This window comes from Streptomyces sp. NRRL B-24085 (genome assembly GCF_001282115.1).
Lineage (GTDB): Bacteria > Actinomycetota > Actinomycetes > Streptomycetales > Streptomycetaceae > Streptomyces.
Genome location: NZ_LJBR01000663.1, coordinates 1 through 2,843 on the forward strand (window position 1 = coordinate 1; position 2,843 = coordinate 2,843).

General features: G+C 73.2%; 3 protein-coding genes. 2 read left to right on the plus strand and 1 reads right to left on the minus strand.

The annotated features are described in order from the left end of the window. Positions 1-644 precede the first annotated feature (644 nt). Positions 645-1,589, minus strand: coding sequence for a LysR family transcriptional regulator (locus AOJ26_RS40980; RefSeq protein WP_053853393.1), 945 nt, complete (start codon positions 1,587-1,589; stop codon positions 645-647). A gap of 50 nt (positions 1,590-1,639) precedes the next feature. Between AOJ26_RS40980 and AOJ26_RS40985 the strand changes: the two genes are divergently transcribed. Both AOJ26_RS40985 and AOJ26_RS40990 read left to right on the plus strand, forming a co-directional pair. After that, positions 1,640-2,335: a type 1 glutamine amidotransferase domain-containing protein gene (locus AOJ26_RS40985; protein ID WP_053853394.1), complete on the plus strand. Its 696-nt coding sequence runs from the start codon at positions 1,640-1,642 to the stop codon at positions 2,333-2,335. A gap of 117 nt (positions 2,336-2,452) precedes the next feature. Further along, the gene (locus tag AOJ26_RS40990; protein WP_053853395.1) at positions 2,453-2,788 is read left to right on the plus strand and encodes a hypothetical protein; all 336 of its coding nucleotides are present in this window, start codon (positions 2,453-2,455) and stop codon (positions 2,786-2,788) included. Positions 2,789-2,843: the final 55 nt, after the last annotated feature.

The following is a 2,843-nucleotide window of genomic DNA, read 5'->3' on the forward strand; positions in this document are numbered from 1 at the left end:
CTCCGTGGGGGGTGTGGGCTGTGTCGGGGTGTGGGCTCTGCCCGGTCATCCTGTCGGCCTTTGATCCTGGCCGGTCCCAGGCCCGGTCCGGGCCGCTGCGCCTGCTCGGCTGTCGGGGCGTGCCTGCCTGCCTGCCTGTCGGTCTGGTCTGGACCGGATCCGGCTCGGTTGTGGGTCGCGTGCCTAGTTGTCGGTGTGGTCTGGGTGCTGGCTCGGCTCCGGGCCGGGTGCCTGGTTGCCGGTCCGGTCTGGAATCCGGCTTGGCTGCGGGCCGAGCGCCCGGCTGCGGTCGTGTCTGGGCCCCGGCTCCGTTACGGGCCCGTGCCCCGGCCATCGGCTCGTTTGTTGGGTCTGTGTCCGGTTGTCGGTCTGGTTTGGGTGCCGGTTCGGCTGCTGGGTCGGTGCTTGGCCGTCGGCTCGGCTGCGGGCCGCGCGCCCGGTTGCCGGTCGCGTCAGGGCCCCGGCTCGGTTGCCGGGCCTGTGTCCGGGCGCCGGTTCGTCGGGGCCCGGCTCGGTTGTGGGTCGGGTGCCTGGTTGTCGGTCTGGGTTGGGTGCCGGCTCGGCTTCAGGGGCCGTGCCGGCTGTCCGGCCGGTCTGGAATCCGGCCTGGCTGCGGCCCCGTGCCCGGTCACCGCCCCCTCGGCCTACCAGTCGCGGGCCGCTCGTAGGAGGTGGTCGCGGACCAGTGTCACGTGTGGATTGCCGGAGGTGCCGGGGCGCTGCACCAGGAACCCCGTGTTGATGGGCGGGTCGTCGGGGTCGTTGAGCAGGACCAGCGCGCCCGACGCCAGCTCTCCGGCGCACAGGTAGCGGGGGAGCACGGTGAACCCGGCCCCGCCGACCACCGCGGCCTTGACCGCGTTCAGGTCGGGCACGGTGAGGGCGGGCCGGCGTACCAGCCGTCGGCCGAAGACGTGCCGCCAGTAGCGGCGCACGATGGGCAGGTCCTCGGCGTAGGCGACGAGCGGGACGCCGTGCAGCGCGGCCGCGAGGTGTTCCGGCGCGCCGAGCCGCCCGGCCCAGGCGGGGGAGGTGACCAGCACGAACTCCTCGTCGTTGAGCGGCACGGCCGTGAGCGTGCGGCCGCGCGGCCGGAACGTGGCGATCACCAGGTCGTGGCGGCCGGCCCGCAGGTCGTCCAGAAGCGGCTCGGTCAGACCCGGCGTCACACGCAGTCGTACCCCTTGCTCCACCAGGGGCGCCAGACCGGGCAGGACGCACCGGGAGAGCAGTTCCGCCGGCCCGGCGAGATGCACCGGCTCGACCGGCCCGTCCTCCGTGCCCCCGGCCGGCCCCGCCACCGCGGCCAGCGAGTCCAGGGGCTGCACGATCCGGGCCGCGAGCTCGTCCGCGTATGGCGCCGGGGTCACGCCCCGCGCCCGGCGTTCGAACAGCTCACGGTCCAACTGCCGTTCCAGCGCACGGATCTGGGTGGTCACCGTGGGCTGGGACAGACCGAGGAGACGGGCGGCGGCGGTGAAGGAGCCGGTGCGGTACACGGTCAGGAACGTCCGCAGCAGGTTCAGGTCCAGCGGGGCTCCGACGGTCCGCCCCGGATCCTCGGAGCCATTGGTGTTCCTATCCCTCATATGAACGAGCCTATTGGATTTCTATGGGAGGGCGGGGCTACGGTTTCACCATGTCGAAGATCCTCTTTGTGATGACCGGTGCCGACCACTGGACCCTGGCTGACGGCACCCAGCACCCCACCGGCTTCTGGGCCGAGGAGGCCGTCGCCCCGTACGAGGCATTCAAGGCCGCGGGCCACGAGATCGTCGTGGCCACCCCGGGCGGTGTCGTGCCGACCGTGGACAAGGGCAGCCTCGCCGCCGAGGTCAACGGCGGGCAGGAGAACGCCGACCGCATCGCCGGGGTGCTCGCCTCGGCCCCCGAACTCCAGGCCCCGGTACGGCTGGACGAGGTCGACCTCGACGACTACGCGGCGGTGTTCTACCCCGGCGGCCACGGGCCGATGGAGGACCTCGCGGTCGACGCGGACTCCGGCCGGCTGCTCACCCGCGCCCTGGAGAGCGGCAAGCCCCTCGGAGTCGTCTGCCACGCCCCGGCCGCGCTGCTCGCCGCCACCGGGGCGGACGGCTCCAACGCGTTCGCCGGGCGCCGGGTGGCCGCCTTCACCAACGCCGAGGAGACCCAGGCGGGCCTCGCCGACAAGGCCAGGTGGCTGCTCCAGGACCGGCTCATCGAGGCCGGAGTCCAGGTCGAGGCGGCCGAGCCGTGGGCCCCGCACGTGATCGTCGACGGCAACCTGGTGACCGGACAGAACCCGGCGTCCTCCGCGCCGCTCGCCGCCGAGCTGCTGAAGAAGCTGGGCTGAGCGGCGAGCCTTCGAGCGGCGAGGCTTCGAGTAGCGAGCCTTCGAGCGGCGACCGGAGCCTCTGAGGCTCCTCAAGTCGCTTGGCGCGGACGGAACCCCGCCGTCACGATGATCCGCATGTCGGGAATCGCGGGACTGAACAAGAAACACAACTTCGTGCTGCTCGTCCGGGACGCGGATGTCGTCGGAGCAGCCCTGCGCCAGGCGCTGGCCGAGGCCCCGCCCGAGGAACGCCCCGGGCTGGAACGTGCCGTGGCGCTCGTCGAGTCCACCGCCGCCGCCACCGAGGCAGGGCTGCGCGCCCGTTGGGTCCGCGACCGGCTGGCCGCCGTCGGCTTCACGGGTGACCTCACCTCGGTCGCGGCGGTGCGGGCTCTTCGCAAGGCGGAGCCGAAGCTGAGCCTGCTGGCCGCCGTGCAGTTGCAGAAGGAGGCGGTGGCCCATCCGGAGTGATCCGGAAGGCGCCTCAGCGATCCGACGACCCCGTGGGCGGGGCGGAGGCGGGGGC